The sequence below is a fragment of the Rossellomorea sp. ABR4_012 genome, assembly GCF_056159545.1.
This window is the reverse complement of sequence record NZ_JBSWVK010000005.1, coordinates 76,071-95,099: the sequence shown is the minus strand read 5'-3', so window position 1 is coordinate 95,099 and position 19,029 is coordinate 76,071. Positions and strand designations below refer to the sequence as shown.

Below are 19,029 nucleotides of genomic sequence, written 5' to 3'. Positions count from 1 at the left end.
ACTCTATGTCTAGGGTCTGCCCCCTAAGATACGCTAGTATCCATCTTTCGGGTCAGCCCTTTTTTAATAGACTAGTAATGAAAGATTTTCAATCATGAACTAACTTAAAGGAGAGATTGTATTGAAGAAAATTCAAAAGGTATTAGTCGCAAACCGCGGAGAGATTGCCATCCGCGTATTCCGTGCATGTACGGAACTGAATATCAGAACTGTTGCTATATACAGTAAAGAAGATTCTGGTTCTTATCATCGATATAAAGCAGATGAAGCATATTTAGTCGGTGAGGACAAGAAACCTATAGATGCTTACCTGGATATTGAAGGAATTATCAAAATAGCGAAGAAATCCGGTGTTGATGCAATCCATCCTGGATATGGATTCCTGTCTGAAAATATCCATTTCGCCAGAAGGTGCGAAGAAGAGGGGATCACCTTCGTTGGTCCTCATTCAACTCATTTAGATATGTTTGGTGATAAAGTTAAAGCACGTAAGCAGGCCCAGCTTGCGAATATCCCTGTCATTCCAGGGAGTGACGGACCTGTAACCTCCCTGGAGGAAGTAATCAGCTTTGGGAAGGAAGCCGGATTCCCAATCATCATCAAAGCTTCCCTTGGCGGCGGAGGCCGTGGAATGCGGATCGTCAGAAACCTTGAAAGTCTTAAGGAAGCATACGAACGAGCAAAGTCAGAAGCTAAGGCGGCTTTTGGGAACGACGAGATTTATGTAGAAAAATTTGTGGAAAACCCTAAACATATTGAGGTGCAGATCCTTGGAGATGCCGAGGGTAATATCGTGCATCTTTATGAACGTGATTGCTCTATCCAAAGGCGCCACCAGAAGGTAGTCGAAATCGCTCCATCAGTATCCCTCCCCGATAAACTGAGAGAGGATATTTGTGAAGCTGCGGTACGCCTGATGGATAATGTGAAATATGTGAATGCTGGAACCGTTGAATTTTTAGTGGCAAACAACGAATTCTTTTTCATTGAAGTCAATCCCCGTGTACAAGTTGAACATACGATCACCGAGATGGTGACAGGTGTGGATATCGTACAATCTCAGCTGCTTATCGCTGAAGGACATGCCCTGCACAGCAGTAAAGTAGGAATACCCCTGCAGGAGGATGTTACGTTGAACGGATTTGCGATTCAATCAAGGGTAACGACAGAGGACCCGCTCAACAACTTCATGCCTGATACAGGAAAGATCATGGCATACCGTTCCGGGGGAGGATTCGGCGTACGTCTTGACGCTGGTAATGGATATCAGGGAGCGGTTGTTACACCGTATTATGACTCCTTACTTGTTAAGCTTTCGACGTGGGCCATGACATTTGAACAAGCCGCATCGAAAATGGTCAGAAATCTTCAAGAATTTAGAATTCGCGGGATCAAGACCAATATCCCCTTCTTAGAGAATGTCGTCAAACATGAAAAATTCATTACCGGGGAATATGATACTTCGTTTATCGATACGACCCCAGAATTATTCATTTTCCCTAAGCGAAAAGACCGAGGTACTAAAATGCTTTCGTACATCGGTAATGTGACGGTAAATGGTTTCCCTGGAGTTGAAAAGAAGAAGAAACCGGTATTTTCCAAACCAAGGACACCCGTGATCGATTTGACCGAACCAGTAAGGCCGGGGACTAAACAAATCCTGGATCAACATGGTGCCGACGGTTTGGTGAACTGGGTGAACGATCAAAAATCTGTTCTGTTGACAGATACAACATTCCGCGATGCTCATCAGTCATTGCTTGCGACCCGTGTCAGAACAAATGATTTGAAGCAGATTGCAGAGCCGACATCGAAGCTTCTTCCAGATATGTTTTCCCTTGAGATGTGGGGAGGGGCTACATTTGATGTTGCTTACCGCTTCTTGAAGGAAGACCCTTGGAACCGTTTGTTGACGTTAAGGGAGAGAATTCCTAATGTGTTATTCCAAATGCTGTTAAGGGCTTCAAATGCGGTAGGATACAAGAATTACCCGGATAATGTCATCAGGGAATTTGTAGAGAAATCTGCATTTGCCGGAATAGATGTATTCAGGATATTCGACAGCCTTAACTGGGTCAAAGGGATGGAAGTAGCGATTGATGCCGTTAGACAGAGCGGAAAGGTCGCAGAAGCAGCCATTTGTTATACAGGTGATATCGAAGATCCAACACGTACTAAATACGATATTGAGTACTACAAGAATCTCGCAAAAGAGCTTGAAGCAAGCGGTGCACATATACTAGCAATTAAAGACATGGCCGGACTATTGAAGCCGCAGTCTGCCTACAGGCTTATCTCTGAATTGAAAGATTCTGTGAATCTTCCTATCCATCTTCATACACATGATACAAGTGGAAATGGAATCTACACTTATGCAAGGGCGATTGATGCAGGTGTCGATATTGTAGATACTGCCCTCAGCACGATGTCAGGGCTGACTTCCCAGCCTAGTGCAAACACATTGTATTATGCGCTGAAGGGGACCGAAAGAGAGCCCAAAGTAAATATTGATTCTCTTGAATCACTGTCTCACTATTGGGAAGATGTAAGAAAATACTATACTGATTTCGAAAGCGGAATGATGTCGCCTCATCCTGAAGTTTACAAGCACGAAATGCCTGGAGGTCAGTACAGTAATCTTCAGCAGCAGGCAAAAGCTGTCGGTCTGGGAGATCGATGGGAAGAAGTGAAAGAAATGTATGCAAGAGTCAATCATCTTTTTGGAGATATCGTCAAGGTTACTCCTTCCTCTAAAGTGGTAGGGGATATGGCACTCTTTATGGTACAGAATGATCTGTCAGAACAAGATGTCATTGAAAAAGGTGAAAAGATAGACTTCCCTGATTCTGTAGTGGAACTATTTGAGGGTTATCTGGGACAGCCGCATGGCGGATTCCCGGAAGAGCTCCAAAAAGTCATTTTGAAAGGGAGAAATCCTTTAACTGTCCGACCAGGTGAACTATTGGATGATGTGGACTTTACGAAACTGAAAGAAAAGCTGTATGAACAGCTTAATCGCCCTGTCACGAGTTTTGATGCCCTAGGATATGCTTTATATCCAAAAGTGTTTTCTGACTACGCTCAAACCCTTGAGCAGTTTGGCGATATTTCCGTATTGGACACTCCGACATTCCTATTCGGTATGAGACTTGGAGAAGAGATTGAAGTTGAAATTGAAACTGGAAAAACATTGATTGTTAAATTGGTATCGATCGGCCAGGCGCAGGCAGACGGTACAAGGATCGTTTATTTTGAATTAAATGGCCAGCCTCGTGAGATTGTGATCAAAGATGAAAATATCAAATCTACGGTTGCTTCGAAAAGAAAAATAGATCCAAAAGACGAAACGCATATCGGTGCCTCTATGCCGGGTACAGTCATTAAAGTAATTGTCGATAAAGGGGAGATGGTGGAAAAGGGAGATCACTTGATGATCACAGAAGCCATGAAGATGGAAACCACCGTTCAAGCACCATTCTCAGGAACGGTAAAAGACATTTACGTGACGAGCGGGGATGCAATCAGCCCTGGGGACTTATTGATTGAAATGCAAAAGTCATAAGAACATATAAAAAAAGGATGCCGGTTTTCAAACCGGCATCCTTTTTTATTAGTCATTCTTCAACTTACTTCTTGAAGCGAGAAGGATAAAGTAACATAATAACCCGAACAGACAGGAAATGATCAAGGCATGAAGCAAGGCGATTCCTAAGTTTAATCGCGTTAAAACGACCAAAGCTCCGGATAGTACTTGCAACGACACAAGAGTGAATGCAATGATCCACCCCCAATAAATCACTTTTTGATGTTTGTGCTCTTTAATGGCGATATACGTGATATAAGCTATCCATAAAAAGATCAGTCCGGCTGCAAAACGATGTCCCATCTGAATCCATTCATACATATTTGAAGGGAGCGAGGGACTCGAATTCACACAAAGCGGCCAGTCTTTGCATACGAGGCTTGAGTTTGTATGTCTGACAAGTGCACCGGTATACACGACGATATAACTATATAAGGTTACTCCGATCATATGAAATCTCATACGCTTGTTGATAACGAGTGAACTTGCTTCAAATTTTTGGTCCACCTCAAAAATGAGTAGAGTCAATAGTAATATAGCAGCGAATGATATCAAGGAAATACCGAAATGCAAAGCAAGTACAAAATCTGATTGACCCCAGATTACTGCAGCTGCTCCTATCAATCCCTGCAGCAACAAGAAAAAGAAAGATAGGACTGATAGAAATTTCGTTTCACGTTTATACCCTATGGCTTTCCAAGACCACACTGACAAAGCAAGCACCAATAGTCCCACACCACCGGAAACAACTCTGTGAGCTAATTCGATGACAAGCTCAAACGTTATATTTGTAGGGATCAGCTGTCCGTTGCACAACGGCCAAGAACGGCCGCAGCCCATTCCTGATTCCGTTTTGGTCACTAAGGCTCCACCTAATAGTACAAATAGCATGCCTAATGTCGTAATGACGGCAAGCCACTTTAATCCTCTATGCAATCTATTCACCTTCTTAGATAAAGACTTAATTAATGTTGGATTAAAAAATATAGTAGAAAAATAGTTTGTTGCCTTTACGATAATAACGAAATTAAGCCCAAAACTCAACATATAAAATGTTACAGAATATTGAGCATTTCTCAAGATGGAGCCGGGAAGACTATTTCATAGTAGAAATATCCTAAATCTACTTACTGGAATTGTGTAAGCGCTTATCTTCAAAGTATGATATGATAAAACAAATACCCCTAAGAAAGGACATGCACCCTTAATGTTTCCTTTCTTCACAATTTCTTCACAATATTATTTTTTTCTATCACAAAAAGGAAAAAATATATGGTTTAATATAATATTGATGGCGTATTTACTATTTCTTATCTTTGCTAAAAATTTCAATTCGATATAGAAATGGTAGTACATTTACTTTATAGTAGTAAGGGGTATCATCTGCCTCTGTTTGGTTTTAATGTGAGGAGGGGTAAAATGTCAAACAGTCGATCAATGGCAAATGTTGAAGAAGCTAAGATTCCTACATCCACTGTGTGGAAAGATTTCTTAGCATTAATCAAAGTCGGAATTGTTAATTCTAATCTGATCACTACCTTTACCGGGATGTGGTTAGCATTTTATTTTACAAATACACACTTTCTGAATTCTCTTGATATCATGTTTCTTACTTTAGTAGGTTCCTCTCTTATTATTGCAGGATCTTGTGTGATCAATAATGTTTATGACCGAGACATCGATCACCTGATGGAGCGTACAAAGGAACGTCCTACGGTCACTGGTAAGATAAATGGTACGAAAGCTTCGTTATTGGGGCTTCTGATGATTGCATTCGGAATCATCATGCTGTTCATGACTACCGTAACTGCAGGTGTTATAGGAATAATCGGAGTTTTTAGTTACGTTGTATTATATACAATGTGGTCCAAAAGGAAATACGTAAGCAACACGGTTGTAGGAAGCATTTCAGGTGCTGTTCCTCCATTAATTGGATGGGCAGCTGTTGATGCCAACCTTGACATTATCGCTTGGATGCTGTTCTTAATGATGTTTATCTGGCAGCCGCCTCATTTCTATGCGCTGGCCATGAAACGTGTGGAAGAATACAGAGCAGCCAATATTCCAATGCTGCCTGTGGTGAAAGGATTCGCTGTTACCAAGCACCATATCGTCGCTTGGGTGGCTGCCTTACTGCCGCTTCCTTTCTTTCTGATGGATCTGGGAATGTTTTTCTTCATTCTTGCAACAGCTTTCAACATAGGCTGGCTGGCTCTTGGCCTTGCAGGCTATAAAATGAAGGATGACATCAAGTGGTCAAGATTGATGTTTGTATATTCACTTAATTATTTGACTATCTTGTTTGTAGCGATGGTTATCGTTACCGTTATATAAGATTAGTGGGAATTCTTTCTGATAAGAAATCCAAATAGATATTTTTTGAGTCCTTGTTTTATTTCAAAAGAACATTACACGAAAGAGGGGTTTGATTAAGCTATGAAAGCAAGGCTAACTAAGTGGCGCTTATTCTCCATTGTAGCCATGATGGCACTTATACTTTCTGGTTGTGGAGAGCCGTTCATCTCGACACTGCAGCCGGCAGGGGAAGTAGCACAGACACAATACGATCTTATGATTCTGGCTACATTAATAATGGTATTAGTTATTATTGTAGTTGTAATCGTCTACACAGTTGCGATTATTCGTTTCCGTAGAAAAAAAGGAGATACTACGATCCCAAAACAAGTAGAAGGAAGCCATACACTAGAAATTTTATGGACGGTTATTCCGATTATCCTTCTTCTTATCCTAGCAGTACCTACAGTTACTGCTACGTTCCAGCTTGCTGATACAAAAGCAATGGACAAAAAAGACGCTGACGGCAATCGTGAAGCGCTGGTCGTTAATGTTCGAGCTAACCTTTACTGGTGGGAGTTCGAATATCCTGACCAAAAAATCATCACTTCTCAAGATCTAGTGGTTCCAACAGATAAGAAGGTTTACTTCAATGTTACAGCTTCAGATGTTAAACACTCATTCTGGATTCCTTCCGCAGGAGGAAAGATCGATACCAACGTAGATGGTGTCAACACATTCTTCCTTGAGTTTGATGGACAAAAATCAGAGGAAGCCGGCGGAGTATTCTACGGTAAATGTGCAGAGCTTTGTGGTCCATCTCATGCATTAATGGACTTTAAAGTTAAAGCATTGCCTCAAGATGAATTTGCTGCATGGGTAGAAGATATGCAAAATGCAGGAGAACCTAAACCAACTTCTGATCTTGCACAACAAGGACAAGAAATCTTCAACCAAAAATGCTTAAGCTGTCATGCTGTATCACCAGAAGATGGCCGTCCAGAGTCTGCACGTCTTGCTCCTAACCTGGCAACATTTGGAGAGCGTACCCGGATTGCTGGAATTCTGGAACACAATGAAGAAGAACTGAAAAACTGGCTTGAAGACCCAGAGCAATATAAGCCAGGAAACAAAATGACAGGTACATATGGAGAGTTGTCTGATGAAGAGATGGATGCTCTTGCAGAATACCTGATGGGCCTGAAAGTTCAAGATTAATAGGGGATTAGTTAAAAGGGAGGTTAAATCGTGAGTAGCTTAGCACAGAAAAAAGGCTTCGGTGCGACTGTATGGGATTACTTAACCACAGTAGACCATAAAAAGATCGCCATCCTTTACCTTATGTCAGGAGGATTCTTTTTCCTGCTTGGAGGTCTAGAAGCTCTTATTATCCGTATACAGCTTGCGGTGCCTAATAGTGACTTTATTAGCGCAGGCTTATACAATGAAGTATTGACAATGCACGGTACAACAATGATATTCTTGGCAGCCATGCCTTTGATTTTTGCATTCATGAATGCTGTTGTTCCTTTACAAATCGGTGCCCGTGATGTTGCATTTCCTTTCGTGAATTCACTTGGATTCTGGTTATTCTTCTTTGGAGGGGTTTTCCTTAATCTTTCATGGTTCATGGGTGGAGCACCGGATTCAGGATGGACGTCCTATGCATCATTATCCTTGGCATCAGAAGGTCATGGAATTGACTTTTACGTTTTAGGGTTACAGATTTCAGGTGCAGGTACTTTAATTGGTGGTATCAACTTCCTTGTTACGATCATTAATATGCGTGCTCCGGGAATGACCTATATGCGTATGCCGTTGTTCACATGGACAGCGTTTGTTACATCAGCACTTATCTTATTTGCATTCCCTGCATTGACTGTCGGACTGTTCTTATTGATGTTTGACCGTATGTTCGGATCTAATTTCTTCGATGTAGCAAATGGCGGTAACACAATCATTTGGGAACATTTCTTCTGGATCTTCGGACATCCTGAAGTTTACATCCTTATCCTGCCGGCATTCGGTATTTTCTCTGAGATCATTCCACACTTCTCAAGAAAACGCTTATTTGGATACTCATCCATGGTATTCGCTACCGTGCTTATCGGTTTCTTGGGATTCATGGTTTGGGCTCACCATATGTTCACGGTAGGTCTTGGGCCAATCGCAAATGCGATCTTCGCTGTAGCGACTATGGCTATTGCGGTTCCAACAGGTATTAAAATCTTTAACTGGCTTCTCACAATGTGGGGAGGAAGCCTGAAATTTACAACTCCGATGTTGTATGCAGTTGCTTTCATTCCTTCCTTCGTAGCAGGGGGAGTCACTGGTATCATGCTTGCATCCGCTGCAGCCGACTACCAATTCCACGACACGTATTTCGTTGTAGCTCACTTCCACTATGTTATCGTAGGTGGGGTTGTATTCGCACTACTAGCAGGTACTCACTATTATTGGCCAATCATGTTCGGTACGAAGTTAAATGAGTTCCTTGGTAAAATTTCCTTCTGGTTATTCTTTATCGGGTTCCACTTAACATTCTTCATTCAGCATTTCTTAGGTCTTATGGGAATGCCTCGCCGTATCTGGAAATTCTTGCCTGGACAAGGATTCGAGACTGGAAACTTAGTAAGCTCCATTGGAGCAGGATTTATGGGTGTAGCTGTAATAATCCTTATTTTCAATGTGATCATGACTCAAGTTAAAGGTGTCAAAGTAGGTAAAGATGCATGGGGAGACGGCCGCACAATTGAGTGGGCGCTTCCGACACCGCCTCCATTCTATAACTTCAAGCAGACTCCGCTTATCCGCGGATTGGACGCTTTCTGGTTAGAGAAAATGGAAGGGAAAAAAGATCTTACACCAGCTGAACCGATTGGCGATATCCATATGCCGAATAACTCAATCTTACCGGTAATCATTTCTTTCGGATTGTTCGTTGCAGCCTTTGGGGCAATGTATCGTCCTGATGGAGAAGCTTGGGCATTGCCTGTATTAATCATTGGTATGGCGATTACATTGGGAGCAATGTTCCTGAGATCTGTAATCGATGATCATGGTTATCATGTTCACAAAGAAGATTTAATGGATGATGATAAAGGGGGTAAGGCATAATGCACGCTGAAGAAAAATTCACGCCAAAGACCTGGCCGGCCACCCCTGAAAAGGCGACCCTTGAGGGGAAAAATAAATTTATGGGATTTTGGTTCTTCCTTGGTGGAGAAACGGTACTGTTCGGTTCACTTTTCGCAACGTACTTAGCTCTTAAAAACAAGGTGCCAAGTGACAGCCATGCATTGACGACGGATATTTTCGATCTTCCGTTGGCATTTGTGGCTACCATGTTGCTTTTGACTAGCTCATTAACAAGTGTTTATGCAATGTATCACATGAAAAACTATAATTTCCAGCGTATGCAGGCATGGTTACTGATCACTGTATTATTGGGTGCAGCATTCCTCGGTTTGGAAATTTATGAGTTTAATCATTACGTTCATGAATACGGGCATACTTTTACTAGCAGTGCATTTGGTTCAGCCTTTTACACGCTGGTTGGTTTTCACGGTGGACACGTGGCATTCGGTCTTCTTTGGATTATCAGTCTGATGCTCCGTAATGCAAAACGCGGTCTAAATCTCTACAACGCTCCGAAGTTCTACTTAGCTTCTCTGTACTGGCACTTTATCGACGTTGTATGGGTATTTATCTTTACAGTAGTATACTTAATGGGAATGGTGGGATAAACTGATGGCGAATCAACAATCAAATTCAGGTAACCCAAGTGTAGATTACGAATACCGTCGTAAGAAAAATGCAGAAGACATGAGAATGCAAGTTACTTCATTCATGTTAATGATTTTCTTAACACTAGTTGCATTCATCGCTGTTGCAGGTGATTTTGATAAGTACTTTATAGTACCATTCATCCTGTTACTGGCAGTAGTACAATTGATTTTCCAATTATATTACTTCATGCATATGAGTCATAAAGGTCATGAAGCTCCTGCATTGTTCTTGTATTCTGGAGCACTTGTAGCGTTTATCACAGTATTAGCATTCATGACAATCGTTTGGATCTAAAAAGAAAGTCAGCCAATTTAATTGGCTGGCTTTTTTGTTTTTTTAAAGATGTGTTCATATGCCACCCGCTTCTGAACAAAGCCCTTCCGCTTTTCTAGTGTCCAGCTCCAGGGCTTAGAGGCACATGTCATAATCCAAACCGTCCAAGAAGGCAAAGAACGCCTTCCAGGCCGGTTCGTCTTATGCCACCCGCCTCTGAACAAAGCCCTTCCGCTTTTCTAATGTCCAGCTCCGGCGGCTAGCCCCTCGAGGTCATAAGCTAAATGGTCCAAGAAAGCAAAGTGCGCCTTCCCGGCCCATTCATCTTATGCTTGTCGGGGCTGAACGAGCCGCCTCTGCTTTTCTAATTGTTCAAGAACTTGTCATTACCTTGGATTGAAGTGGATGGAGGTTGACAGTATAATGGTGGTATAGGTTTAATAGTGAAATGAGGTGAGGAAATGCCATTAGGTATATTTGGGTTTATGGCTTTATGGAGCCCGTTTTTTATATTGGCATTGGTATTTATCACAGTTGTTTATTTTTTGGTTACTGTAAAGTGGAGAAGCAGCTTCAAGGAAAGTGCTCCGCTGACTCTAAAAGAAGCAGCTTATTTTATATTGGCAATGATTCTATTATATGCAATCAAAGGCTCACCTGTTGAAGTAATGAGCACGATTTTATTCTCTGCTCATATGACTCAGATGGCTCTTCTTTATTTAGTGGTTACACCGCTCATCATTTTGGGAATTCCCAATTGGGTATGGAAGGCAGCAATCAACCTGCCTGTTGTACAACCGTTATTTAAATTTATGACGAAGACTTTAATTGCATTGTTAGCGTTTAACATTGTGTTTTCCATTTATCATATTCCGTTGGTATTTGATCATGTAAGAACGGATGTAACGATGCACGGTTTGGCTACGGTCATTCTATTCTTATTATCGGTTTTCATGTGGTGGCCGTTATTGAACCCCGCTGATGAAGACATTGATTTAAGCGGTTTAAAGAGAATTGGATATATATTGGGAAGTGCAGTGCTGTTAACACCTGCATGCGGCTTGATTATTTTTGCAGAAAACCCTCTGTATGCACCCTATTATGATCCCGAAGAGTTCATGAAAGCATTGGCTTTATGTGTTCCGGTTGATACCTTACAAGGTTTGACGTTGACAGGTCCGGAATTATTTACATCAATGTCCACGGTAAATGATCAGCAGCTGGGTGGAGTCATCATGAAAATCATCCAGGAGATCGTTTTCGGTGTCATGCTATTTAACCTCTTTTTTCAATGGTATCGAAAGGATATGGAGAGGCAGGAAAATCAATCATACGAACGGATTTCCGATCCTGCTCCGACAGACTGAGGAAATATTGTGCAGGGATAGCTTACCACCGTTCCTGCCGTACATAGAATAATTACAGAAAAGTGAGGACTAGTTATGGGTGTACCAATCTTACCAACTATCAGTACCAGCTTCATAGTATTAAGTGCCATTACTGTCGCAATTGGCTGGTGGCAAATTAAACAAAGAAAAATTGAACAGCACCAGGGGACGATGACCCTGGCTGGCATTTTTGCACTGATTTTCTTTATCATTTATGCAAGCAGAACAATCTTCATCGGGAATACATCTTTCGGTGGACCAGATGATATCAAAATATATTATACAGTATTCTTAATTTTCCATATTACCCTTGCCACAATAGGGGCTGTATTCGGTTTAATGAGTTTGTGGACGGGTTATAAAGAGAAGTTGGCAAGACACAGAAAGCTCGGTCCCATCACAAGTATGATATGGTTTTTCACTGCCATTACAGGAGTGGCTGTTTACCTGCTTTTGTACGTGATTTATGAAGGCGGGGAAACCACATCAGTCATCAAAGCGATACTCGGAAATTGAGTTTAGGAGTTCGTATAAGAAATTTTCTTATACGAACTTTTTTTTGTGAAAAGGAATCTCCATGTCCCTGTCGAATAAACAATTGATAAAGGGGAGATAAAAAGATGCAGTCTAAAATATCAAAGTTGAAACAAACCCATTATGAAGATTCTTTGCAGTTATCTGAATACGCATTTCAATATAAAGTGCCTGCTGTAAAAAGAGAAAAAAGACTTGAACAGCTAAAAAAACAGGATGTGTATTGTATTTTCAATGATGATGTACTAGCAGCGAAGCTTCATCTATTGTCCTTGGAAATCTGGTTAGGGGAAGGGAAATATTCAATGGGAGGAATAGCAGGAGTTGCAACATACCCAGAATATAGAAGGAAGGGATTTGTCAGATCTTTACTAACCTACTCATTGGAAGAGATGAAGAATAAGGGGCAGTCTCTTTCCATGCTTCATCCTTTTGATATTCAATTCTACAGGAAGTTCGGCTGGGAAGTATTTGCCTATTTTGATAAGCTTCATTTAAAAAAGAAAGATCTGCGTCCCTTGAAAGAGACAAATGGACGTGTTAAGAGATTTAATAAAGATTCATACCCGGAAGTACTCCATAACCTGTACGAGCAATATGCTCATAGACACAATGGGATGCTTGTCCGAACAAAGGAATGGTGGAGAGAAAGAAGTATCACCGACTTATGGATTGCAATTTATTATGATGAGGATGAGATTCCAAAAGGGTATTTGAGTTATGAAGTTAACAATGAAAAATTGAAGGTAGAAGAATTCATTCCACTAACTGCGGATGCGAGATATGGGCTATGGAACTTCATCTGTCAGCATGATTCAATGATCAATGACGCAGAACTGGTTTTGAATCCGAATGAGCCCCTGCCATTTTTGCTTAGTGACCCCCGGGTTAAAATTGAAAGGCATCCTTACTTTATGAGTAGAATAGTAGATGTGGAACGATTTCTGAATAATTTTATAAAGAACATTGAGTTTAAGGACTGCGTACATATTTCCGTGAAGGATGTTAACGCGGATTGGAACAACCGTACATTTAAATTGGAGAGCGAGGGTGTAAAGGTAAGTGAAGCGGTTGAAAAAGATGTAAAAATGAACATTAATACATTAACTGCGATCATCTTCGGTGTATATACACCTCATGCGCTTTTCGAAATGGGACGGATTGAAGGTAAGTGGGAAGAGGTCGTTAAACTTGAAAAGCTTACACTAAAGTCAAGCCCGTTGTTCTATGATTTTTTCTGAGTAATAGCAAAAAGGACTACCGGTTTAGCGGTTAGTCCTTTTTGTGTTTACAACTTGAAATTTGTTTTGATGATGCCCGCTTCTTTTGCAGAATTAAAAACAATCAATATAAGTGGACCGATTATGAAACCGAGGACTCCAAACAGCTTCAAGCCAAGATACATGGCAATCAGTGTAGCCAGTGGCGAAAGCCCTATATGGGTACCCATCACTTTTGGTTCCACTGTTCTCCTGATAATCAGAAGGATGGCAGCCAATACAGCAAGCTGTGAACCTAATGCGATATTTCCTGTAATTAGGTGAAAGAGAGACCAGGGCCCAAGAACGACAATTGAACCTATCAGAGGGATGAAATCTATGATCCAGATTACAAGTGACATCACAATCGCCACTTCCGGCGAGATAAAGAGTAAGCCTATAAGTGAGACGAGAAAGATGATGATACTCACAAGAAATTGGGCTTTAAAGAAGCCGAAGATAACATAAGAAAGTCTGGAAGTCATAAAATTCACTTTCTCTGCAGTCCGTTCAGTCAGATGACTGAAAATACTCTTTTTAATACCAGGTAAGTCCAGTATGAACAAAAATAGCGCGATCAGATAAACCAGAAAGCTCACCAGGTAGCTAGGGATATAGGATAAAAACGCACTGATCTTTTCTATATTTAATGAATTAAGTATTTTAGTCTTTACTGAGTTCAAGAAATTCTGAACTTCTTCACTGAACCCGGTCACCACTTCATTGGGCAGCTCTTCAGTCGCCTCCAGTAGTCTTCCCTCATATTCCAGCCATATGTCACTTAGTTGATTAATATATTTTGGTGTGTCCTCTATTAATTTAATTCCTTCTCCAACCACTTTTGTTGTGACAAAGTAAGCGGATAAACCAACTAACAACAAGAAAACGATAAACACGGATAAAACCGCTATTTTTCTGTTGGTGGAGAATCTTTTTTGAGTGAACTTAACTGCAGGCTCTAGAAATAACGCGGTAATGAGAGCAGTAATTAAGGGGACTGATATGGGCAAAATAAAAAAAGTTAATAATGCGAGTATGATAATACTTAATAGTATGATGAAAAATTTTCTGGTGAAGAACTTGGACAATTGAGAACCCCTTTCTGACGTTTCCTCTTACTATTTATTATATTAAAGTAGCGTAAGAATGAACAGTAGGGAAGAAGTGAAATTTGATATTTTTGGGGAAGGAATATACGAGTGTGAAAAAATCCCCAAAGGCAATGCGCCTTCAGGGATTTCCCAGTTATGCTTGTCGGGGCTGATCGAGCCGCCTCCGCTTTTGGTTTTGTCCAGCTGCAGGGCTTAGAGGCACATGCCATAAGCCAAACCGGACAAGAAGGCAAAGAACACCTTCCAGCCCGGTTCGTCTTATGCCACCCGCCTCTGTACAAAGCCCTTCCGCATTTCTAGCATCCAGCTCCGGCGGCTAGCCCCTCGAGGTCATAACTGAAAAATCCCCAAAGGCAAAGAGCGCCTTCAGGGATTTCCCAGTTATGCTTGTCGGGGCTGGTCGAGCCGCTTCCGCTTTTGGTTCATCCAGCTCCGGCGGCTAGAGGCTCGAGACATAAGCTAAGCCACCCATTAAGGCAAAAAGCGCCTTTTTGGGTGGCTCATCTTATGCCTGTCGCCTCTGATCAAGCCGCCTCCGCTTTTGGGTTTACCAAGCGAATTCTGTTGCTTCTTTTTTTACGTCGGCGATTAGTTTTTCACAGGAAGTCAGCAGGTGTTTAGGGAATTCTTCACCTTCACCGTATTCAACACCGTGTGGATAATAGTGTTTGCCTAATAGCGGCGTCATGAGCTGTATGATGGCATCGTGCTTTCCGATGTCTCCCTCAACTGCAAGTCCTTGGATACGAAGATAGAAAATGCCTTCTCTTATTTCAAACTTACGGTCGTATGTTACCCTTTCGTAATCCCACTGACCTGCACGTACAAGGCCGTGAGATTCCATGATGTCATCAAGGCGATTCAGATCTACTTTTAAGTTTTCAATTTCAGTTGCTTCGAAACGCATATAAATTCCCTCCTATATTGTCTGGCGCAAGGCTCAGGTTGAAGTGTCACCTGGTGCCTATCTGCATTCTTCATGTTAGAAGCATTTATATCGGTATAATGTACTATGATACAAAATGCGGTATTTCTCATTCTTAATAATAGTGTAAAATCCTTTTTCTTGCAATGTCTTGGTGAATCGGAATATGTCAATTTTATTAAAGGTGTATAAGTACTGGATGAAAGAGAAGAATAATCATGATTGATATATTGGAGGAGGACTACAATGCCTAAACTGAAAGAAATCATGACTAAAGATGTAGAATCCTGCACGCTCCTGGATAATGTATACGAAGTTGCAGTGAAAATGAAAGAATATAATGTTGGTTCCATACCGATTGTAGACGGTGACAAAATCGTAGGGGTCATAACAGACAGGGATATAGTCACTCGCTGTGTAGCAGAAAAACACCCTGCTTCATCCAAAGTAGAGGATATCATGAGCAGGGAGCTCATAACGATAAGTCCGGATGCAGATGCGGCCCAGGCAGCACAGTTGATGGCGGATAAACAGATCAGAAGGCTGCCGGTAGTTGAAGGTGACCGCCTAGTCGGAGTTGTTTCTCTCGGGGATTTCGCCATCAGGGAATCGCTGGAGGCGCAAGCTTCTATAGCACTCGAAGAGATTTCAGAATCTCACTTCAGCAACAAGCCATGTTAATTCTTAAGGGGCGATTCTAAAATCGCTTCTTTTTTGTTTGGGGAAATCTAGTTTTAGTCAAAAATAAAATATGCTATGCTTTATACAATACATAATATTAAGAAACCTTTTAAATGGTATAATAATTCTAGTATTTCAAGCATATCCTGCTAGAGAAAGCAGAGAGGAGGGAAATCTCTGAAGACGGTTTTACGTATTGCTATTATTCTGGTATTTATTCTTTTAATAAGTATTTATCAAAGTCTCAATGACGAGAATGAACCTCTAAAAGGGCCTGACACCCAGACCCTTAAGAAAGATCACGATAATCAGCTGAAACAACCGATTGAAAATGCGGGAGAACGTCCTGTTACCGGGCTCTCCACATGGATAGGGAAAAGTTCAGATAAAGTAATTGAAGCGTTTGGGGAACCGGAAAGAATCGAACCAAGTTCCTATGGGTATGAATGGTGGGTTTATCCCATTTCCCCCAAACAATACATCCAACTAGGGGTCGAGAACAAAAAAGTAGTGACTCTTTATACGATTGGGAACGAAGTGGAGGTTACTCCTTATAAGCTTGGTCAAAAGCTGGAGGACATTTATCGTTTTACCATCATAGAGTCTGAAATAGTCGTAAACGATGATTCTGGATCTTATCAATTTGAATTAAATGAAGAAGATCTTAATACACGATTGTTGGTTTCTTTAGGGGATATTTATGCTCAGCTGTATCTAGACAAATTTACTGGTGAACTAATGAGTATCCGGTTTTTGGATAGTTCCACCCTGATAAAAATGCATCCATATGAAATGATGTACCGAGGAGATCTGGTTGAAGGAACAGAGCCTACTGATGAAGAGTGGAAGAAAATCGACACCGCAAGTGAAAAGCAGATATTTGATATTACGAATGTCATTCGTACACATTTTGGAGCTGGAAAAGTAGAGTGGAATGAAGAAACTGCAGAAGTGGCGCGAGGACATAGTGAAGAAATGTTTAAAGAAGAATATTTTTCACATGAGTCACCTGTGTTTGGAAGCCTTTCTGACAGATTGGAAACACAAGAGATCACCTTCAAGACTGCAGGGGAAAACATCGCTTCGCAATATACTGATGCCCCTGAGGCCGTTCACGGATGGCTGAATTCCGAAGGACACAGGAAAATCCTCCTGGAAAAAGATTTTACCGATCTTGGGGTCGGGGTTTATAAGAAATATTATACCCAGAATTTCATAGAGAAATTTACAATTGAACAGTAAAAAGGTTGACTCTTCAGGACATTTTTTCGTCCTCGAAACAGTCAACCTTTTTCACTTCAATCCTTTTTAAAAATAAAGAAGGATCCAGTGGAGTGGGCTACCACTTTCCCTGCAGAATTCACAACCTTGCCGTCTACTACCATTGTCTTTGACCCTTGGTGAACGATTGTTGCGCTTGCGGTCAATCCTTCACCGATGCCGGGTGCGAGGTAATGAACATTTAAATTTGTTGTGACGGCACCATACCCTTCGGAAAGCATCATATTTGCCAGGGTCCCCATGGCAGTATCTACTAATGTGGCCGTCACACCGCCATGTACGATCTGCAATGAATTATAGGTAACGGCTGTTATTGGAATGCTTATTGTAAAGTTTCCGTCTTCTGAACATTTATCCATGGCAAAAATGCCGCCGATTATAGATTCGTTCTGTTTATTCTGCTTCCGCTTTACTCCGTTGAGCAGCTGTTTGATACTGATCACTTCTTCTTCATCTGCTCTCTGTAAAACCTCATCCAATAATTTGTGCAATTCTTCTTGCATTGTTAAACATCCTTTTCTTTACACAGCCCATCTCTTTTATTATGTATGATCATGACTGTATAGTTTCTCGTTGTTTCTCAAATGAATTTTACTACAAAAAGGAATGTTTCACCATTTTTTCATTTCATCATAAAATGTAATAGGTAAATGTCCTGAGCAGGAGGTGCTTGGAATGGGAAAATCATTACACCCTAAAGTGAAAGAATTTAAAGAGTTTGTCAGGAAGCATCCGAAAATTGTAAAGGATGTCCGAAACGGGAATGCGAATTGGCAGGAGCTATTTGAAGATTGGTATTTGCTGGGGGAAGAGGATACCCGTTGGGACATATATAGGGACGCTGAAAACAAAAGTGATGCAGAAAAAGAAGAAACCGGTAAAAACGGGTGGTTTGATCACGTAGGTGAATTAGTGAAAAAAATGGATGCCAATCAATTGCAAAGTCACATCAATAATATAAGTGAAGTCTTGGGAACTGTCCAGGGTGTCATCAGTCAGTTTCAATCCAATCCAAAAAGCTCGACCGTGACGAACGAGACACGTTCAAAACCTTCTCATCCCTTTTCGTTCAGAAAGGACTAGGAGGTATAAACATGAGAGCAGATCTTATTGAATATATTCATTCGAATGAAGAGTTAAAAATGTTCTTGAGGGAAAAACCCGAATGGTACAGAAGGCTTTCCAGAAATCCAAATGAGCTGGAGAAATTTGAAATCGCATCAATTAATCACTTTCAAAAAACGATTCCTCATCGTGTGCAAAAATTTTCGAATGGCGTCCAAATGGCGTCTATGATGATCAGCATGTTTCAAAGTATGAATGAAGCTGAATAGAATATTGTAGGTAATCAAAAGGAAGAACAATCGCCGGGTTGCTTTTCCTTTTTTGTTTAGATAATGCAGACAAGCCGCCGCTGCTGGAATTGATATCTTTCTTCTTGGAATTACAATGAGTAAACAGGGCGCAAGATGGGGAAGGCTAAGGGAAAAGGAGTGGATTCGATTATGAAAAAACTTATTGTCTTGTCCCTGTCGCTTCTTGTGGTTCTAAGCGGGTGTAAAGATGATATCCCGGAACCTGAAAATTTCTCATTCGTGAACAAGGTTCATGCCAAAGAAGACAAGTCGCTTTCAGTTAAGCACATTGTACAAGGAAACCAGGTGTTCATTGAATGTATAGTGCCCAATGTAACATTCTCATCGGCAAGAAAAGGAGCAAAGAAAGGGAAGATCATCGTTACTTCAAATACAAGCGGGCTATACAGGGAATATTATACTGCAGCATTTGTTGTAAAGAATCTCCCGAAGGGGAATCATATCCTAACGATTGAAGTGGTAAGCCCAAAGAATAAATCACTCGGGATTAAAGAACGATTGTATGTGACGATTCCGTAGAATTATTAAATTTA

The 19,029-nt window shown here is 41.1% G+C and carries 18 protein-coding genes; 14 read left to right on the top strand and 4 right to left on the bottom strand.

Annotation, left to right across the window (positions count from 1 at the left end):
• The first annotated feature begins 121 nt into the window (after window positions 1-121).
• Window positions 122-3,562: a pyruvate carboxylase gene (pyc, locus tag ACXAFV_RS18590; RefSeq protein ID WP_475128655.1), complete on the top strand. Its 3,441-nt coding sequence runs from the start codon at window positions 122-124 to the stop codon at window positions 3,560-3,562.
• A gap of 48 nt (window positions 3,563-3,610) precedes the next feature.
• On the opposite strand, the gene ACXAFV_RS18585 is transcribed toward pyc, so the two are convergent.
• A complete protein-coding gene (locus tag ACXAFV_RS18585) occupies window positions 3,611-4,519 on the bottom strand; it encodes a COX15/CtaA family protein (RefSeq protein WP_475128654.1) in 909 nt (302 codons plus the stop codon).
• Between the two features lie 483 nt (window positions 4,520-5,002).
• On the opposite strand from ACXAFV_RS18585, the gene cyoE reads away from it, so the two are divergent.
• From cyoE to ACXAFV_RS18545, 8 genes are all read left to right on the top strand, one after another.
• On the top strand, window positions 5,003-5,917 hold the full coding sequence (gene cyoE, locus ACXAFV_RS18580; protein WP_475128653.1) for a heme o synthase: 915 nt from the start codon (window positions 5,003-5,005) through the stop codon (window positions 5,915-5,917).
• Window positions 5,918-6,019: 102 nt separating this feature from the next.
• The gene (coxB, locus tag ACXAFV_RS18575) at window positions 6,020-7,096 is read left to right on the top strand and encodes a cytochrome c oxidase subunit II (RefSeq protein ID WP_475128651.1); all 1,077 of its coding nucleotides are present in this window, start codon (window positions 6,020-6,022) and stop codon (window positions 7,094-7,096) included.
• 30 nt (window positions 7,097-7,126) lie between these two features.
• Complete coding sequence (gene ctaD / locus ACXAFV_RS18570; RefSeq protein ID WP_475128649.1) at window positions 7,127-8,995, top strand: cytochrome c oxidase subunit I; 1,869 nt, start codon at window positions 7,127-7,129, stop codon at window positions 8,993-8,995.
• The gene (locus tag ACXAFV_RS18565) at window positions 8,995-9,624 is read left to right on the top strand and encodes a cytochrome (ubi)quinol oxidase subunit III (RefSeq protein ID WP_475128648.1); all 630 of its coding nucleotides are present in this window, start codon (window positions 8,995-8,997) and stop codon (window positions 9,622-9,624) included. Before ctaD ends, ACXAFV_RS18565 begins: the two co-directional genes overlap by 1 nt.
• Window positions 9,625-9,628: 4 nt before the next feature.
• Entirely contained in the window at window positions 9,629-9,961 is a 333-nt protein-coding gene (gene ctaF / locus ACXAFV_RS18560; RefSeq protein ID WP_475128647.1) for a cytochrome c oxidase subunit IVB, read from the top strand.
• Window positions 9,962-10,401: 440 nt separating this feature from the next.
• Window positions 10,402-11,307 (top strand): cytochrome c oxidase assembly factor CtaG, encoded by a 906-nt coding sequence (gene ctaG, locus ACXAFV_RS18555; RefSeq protein ID WP_475128646.1) that lies wholly within the window; start codon window positions 10,402-10,404, stop codon window positions 11,305-11,307.
• A 75-nt stretch (window positions 11,308-11,382) separates the two neighbouring features.
• A complete protein-coding gene (locus ACXAFV_RS18550) occupies window positions 11,383-11,844 on the top strand; it encodes a DUF420 domain-containing protein (protein ID WP_475128644.1) in 462 nt (153 codons plus the stop codon).
• Between the two features lie 104 nt (window positions 11,845-11,948).
• The gene (locus ACXAFV_RS18545; protein WP_475128642.1) at window positions 11,949-13,103 is read left to right on the top strand and encodes a GNAT family N-acetyltransferase; all 1,155 of its coding nucleotides are present in this window, start codon (window positions 11,949-11,951) and stop codon (window positions 13,101-13,103) included.
• A gap of 47 nt (window positions 13,104-13,150) precedes the next feature.
• On the opposite strand, the gene ytvI is transcribed toward ACXAFV_RS18545, so the two are convergent.
• The gene (gene ytvI / locus ACXAFV_RS18540; protein WP_475128641.1) at window positions 13,151-14,209 is read right to left on the bottom strand and encodes a sporulation integral membrane protein YtvI; all 1,059 of its coding nucleotides are present in this window, start codon (window positions 14,207-14,209) and stop codon (window positions 13,151-13,153) included.
• 571 nt (window positions 14,210-14,780) lie between these two features.
• Window positions 14,781-15,140 (bottom strand): YugN family protein, encoded by a 360-nt coding sequence (locus ACXAFV_RS18535; RefSeq protein ID WP_475128639.1) that lies wholly within the window; start codon window positions 15,138-15,140, stop codon window positions 14,781-14,783.
• A gap of 264 nt (window positions 15,141-15,404) precedes the next feature.
• Between ACXAFV_RS18535 and ACXAFV_RS18530 the strand changes: the two genes are divergently transcribed.
• Window positions 15,405-15,839: a CBS domain-containing protein gene (locus tag ACXAFV_RS18530; protein ID WP_475128637.1), complete on the top strand. Its 435-nt coding sequence runs from the start codon at window positions 15,405-15,407 to the stop codon at window positions 15,837-15,839.
• Window positions 15,840-16,016: 177 nt separating this feature from the next.
• Complete coding sequence (locus ACXAFV_RS18525) at window positions 16,017-17,081, top strand: CAP domain-containing protein (protein WP_475128987.1); 1,065 nt, start codon at window positions 16,017-16,019, stop codon at window positions 17,079-17,081.
• Between the two features lie 56 nt (window positions 17,082-17,137).
• Here ACXAFV_RS18525 and ACXAFV_RS18520 read toward each other — a convergent pair whose 3' ends face one another.
• The gene (locus tag ACXAFV_RS18520; RefSeq protein WP_475128636.1) at window positions 17,138-17,623 is read right to left on the bottom strand and encodes a PaaI family thioesterase; all 486 of its coding nucleotides are present in this window, start codon (window positions 17,621-17,623) and stop codon (window positions 17,138-17,140) included.
• 172 nt (window positions 17,624-17,795) lie between these two features.
• Here ACXAFV_RS18520 and ACXAFV_RS18515 point away from each other — a divergent pair, with 172 nt between their 5' ends.
• From ACXAFV_RS18515 to ACXAFV_RS18505, 3 genes are all read left to right on the top strand, one after another.
• The gene (locus ACXAFV_RS18515) at window positions 17,796-18,203 is read left to right on the top strand and encodes a YlbD family protein (protein ID WP_475128634.1); all 408 of its coding nucleotides are present in this window, start codon (window positions 17,796-17,798) and stop codon (window positions 18,201-18,203) included.
• Window positions 18,204-18,214: 11 nt separating this feature from the next.
• Window positions 18,215-18,454, top strand: a complete 240-nt coding sequence (locus ACXAFV_RS18510; protein WP_175988771.1) for a YlbE-like family protein — start codon at window positions 18,215-18,217, stop codon at window positions 18,452-18,454.
• 171 nt (window positions 18,455-18,625) lie between these two features.
• On the top strand, window positions 18,626-19,015 hold the full coding sequence (locus ACXAFV_RS18505; RefSeq protein ID WP_475128633.1) for a hypothetical protein: 390 nt from the start codon (window positions 18,626-18,628) through the stop codon (window positions 19,013-19,015).
• The last annotated feature ends 14 nt before the right edge of the window (window positions 19,016-19,029 follow it).

Coding starts and splice junctions, on each gene's coding strand:
- ACXAFV_RS18530 (WP_475128637.1), top strand. CDS start 15,405: ATGCCTAAACTGAAAGAAATCATGACTAAAGATGTAGAATCCTGCACG.
- coxB (WP_475128651.1), top strand. CDS start 6,020: ATGAAAGCAAGGCTAACTAAGTGGCGCTTATTCTCCATTGTAGCCATG.
- ACXAFV_RS18520 (WP_475128636.1), bottom strand. CDS start 17,623: ATGCAAGAAGAATTGCACAAATTATTGGATGAGGTTTTACAGAGAGCA.
- ACXAFV_RS18515 (WP_475128634.1), top strand. CDS start 17,796: ATGGGAAAATCATTACACCCTAAAGTGAAAGAATTTAAAGAGTTTGTC.
- ACXAFV_RS18535 (WP_475128639.1), bottom strand. CDS start 15,140: ATGCGTTTCGAAGCAACTGAAATTGAAAACTTAAAAGTAGATCTGAAT.
- ACXAFV_RS18505 (WP_475128633.1), top strand. CDS start 18,626: ATGAAAAAACTTATTGTCTTGTCCCTGTCGCTTCTTGTGGTTCTAAGC.
- ACXAFV_RS18545 (WP_475128642.1), top strand. CDS start 11,949: ATGCAGTCTAAAATATCAAAGTTGAAACAAACCCATTATGAAGATTCT.
- cyoE (WP_475128653.1), top strand. CDS start 5,003: ATGTCAAACAGTCGATCAATGGCAAATGTTGAAGAAGCTAAGATTCCT.
- ACXAFV_RS18550 (WP_475128644.1), top strand. CDS start 11,383: ATGGGTGTACCAATCTTACCAACTATCAGTACCAGCTTCATAGTATTA.
- ctaF (WP_475128647.1), top strand. CDS start 9,629: ATGGCGAATCAACAATCAAATTCAGGTAACCCAAGTGTAGATTACGAA.
- ACXAFV_RS18510 (WP_175988771.1), top strand. CDS start 18,215: ATGAGAGCAGATCTTATTGAATATATTCATTCGAATGAAGAGTTAAAA.
- ACXAFV_RS18565 (WP_475128648.1), top strand. CDS start 8,995: ATGCACGCTGAAGAAAAATTCACGCCAAAGACCTGGCCGGCCACCCCT.
- ctaG (WP_475128646.1), top strand. CDS start 10,402: ATGCCATTAGGTATATTTGGGTTTATGGCTTTATGGAGCCCGTTTTTT.